Annotated in this window: 1 protein-coding gene and 1 pseudogene; both read right to left on the bottom strand. The window is 62.3% G+C overall.

Going from position 1 to position 1,851, the window contains the following annotated elements; all coding sequences use genetic code 11:
- Positions 1–265: 265 nt before the first annotated feature.
- Positions 266–1,069: an IS21-like element ISPst3 family helper ATPase IstB gene (gene istB / locus APH30_RS27045; protein ID WP_010454871.1), complete on the bottom strand. Its 804-nt coding sequence runs from the start codon at positions 1,067–1,069 to the stop codon at positions 266–268.
- Positions 1,062–1,851: pseudogene (istA, locus tag APH30_RS27050) on the bottom strand (IS21-like element ISPst3 family transposase); the annotation flags it as partial. The pseudogene istA and the gene istB, both read right to left, overlap by 8 nt.

Raw genomic sequence — 1,851 nt, forward strand, 5'->3', positions numbered from 1 at the left:
GCTCGGCCGCCTCTGCGACTTCGCGCACCTTCGGAAAAATAATGACGTTGGTGCGGTGGGGTTCCATAGTGTGTTGGCGCTGATGGAAAATTGACCCACCCTGCCGATTGAAATTTGACCCAGGGCGGATTGCTGATTTTGTTACCAGCAACTGTGGATAAGTCTACCAGCGCAGCTGCTGTTGCCCCCACTCCTTCGCTAGCCCAGTTCAGTTGTTTAAGACCTGCCACACGCAGCCATGTAGCAGGCCGTCGTCGCCATGAAATCAGAACGGCTCATCGTCCTCCGGTTCCTGGCCGCCCTTACGCTTTCGCTCCCGTGATTTGATCTTGGCCTGGGCCGCCAAGCTACTGTGTTGCAGGCGATAGGACTCGTTACCGGTTTCGACGATGTGGCAGTGGTGGGTCAGCCGATCCAGCAGGGCGGTGGTCATCTTGGCGTCGCCGAACACGCTCGACCATTCGGCGAAGCTCAGGTTGGTGGTGATCACCACGCTGGTGTGTTCGTACAGCTTGGATAGCAGGTGAAACAGCAACGCACCGCCGGCCTGGCTGAAGGGCAGATAACCCAGTTCGTCGAGGATGACCAGATCCATGCGCAGCAGAGCTTGGGCGATCCGCCCGGCTTTGCCGTCGTGCTTTTCGCGCTCCAGCAGATTGACCAGATCGACCGTGGAGTAGAAGCGCACGCGCTTGCCGTGCCGGGTGATGCCGGACACGGCCAGCGCAGTGGCCAGGTGGGTTTTACCGGTGCCAGGCCCACCGATCAGCACCACGTTCTGCGCGGTGTCGGTAAAGGCCAGACTGGCCAGTTCGCTGATCAAACGAGCGTCTGCGCTGGAGGCGCTGAAGTCGAAGCCGGCCAGGTCGCGGTGCATCGGCAGCTTGGCCATGTTCATCTGGTGGCTCACCGAGCGCATGGCGCGATCTGTGTGCTCTTGTTCCAGCAGGTGTTCGAGCAGCCACTTGGACGAGGCTGTGTTCGACTCACCCTGCGCAGTCAACTCCGCCCAGGCCGTGGCCATGCCGTGCAGGCGCAGCTCCTTGAGTTCCGCCATCAAATCACGCATGACCGATCTCCTCGGTCTGGCCACGCAGGCGGTCGTAGCGCGCCGTGTTAGCGACGGGGGCTTCCTTGAGCGACAAGTGGGTTTCGACGCTGGGTGGTGGTTCGGTCGCGGCCAGGCGCGCCACGACATTGAGGATGTGTTCGGCGCTCAGGCTGCCGCTTTCCAGTACCAGCTCAACAGCCACCAGCACCGCATCGAGCCCGGCGACCGGTACGGCAGCCAGAACTTGCGCCATGATCCGGTCACCGCCGGCATGACGCCCCAGACCGTGCTTAAGCTGACGCAGCGGCGCCGGCAGATCAGCAAAGGGCGCGCCGTTGCGCAGCGCACCGGGCTTGCGTTCGATCAGCGGGAGGTAGTGCTGCCAGTCATAGCTGACCTGGTCGCGATCCAGCAAGCGGACATGGCTGGCGATCAGCGCGTCGTCAGCCACCACCTCGATTCGCGTCGGATACAAACGGCTGCTGACCCACTTACCCGCATACTCACACGGCACCGAGTAGCGGTTGCGCCCGACGCTGACCAGGCAGGTGCTGGAGACCCGCGCAGGCCGCTCGACGTAACCGTCGAATGGCGCTGGCACAGGCATCAGTTCAGCGCGCTCCAACTCCAGCACTTCGGCCACACTCAGCCCGCTGTATTGAGGGTGCGTCAGCTCGTTCCAAAGCGCGCGGCAGTGCTGGCCCAGCCAGGCATTGAGTTCCTCGAAGGAGTGAAACTGGCAGTCCTGGGCGTCTAGCCAGATACGCCTGCGGCTGTCTTGCACGTTCTTTTCAACGATG

The organism is Pseudomonas sp. NBRC 111127 (genome assembly GCF_001320345.1).
Lineage (GTDB): Bacteria > Pseudomonadota > Gammaproteobacteria > Pseudomonadales > Pseudomonadaceae > Aquipseudomonas > Aquipseudomonas juntendi.

Coding starts and splice junctions, on each gene's coding strand:
- istB (WP_010454871.1), bottom strand. CDS start 1,069: ATGCGTGATTTGATGGCGGAACTCAAGGAGCTGCGCCTGCACGGCATG.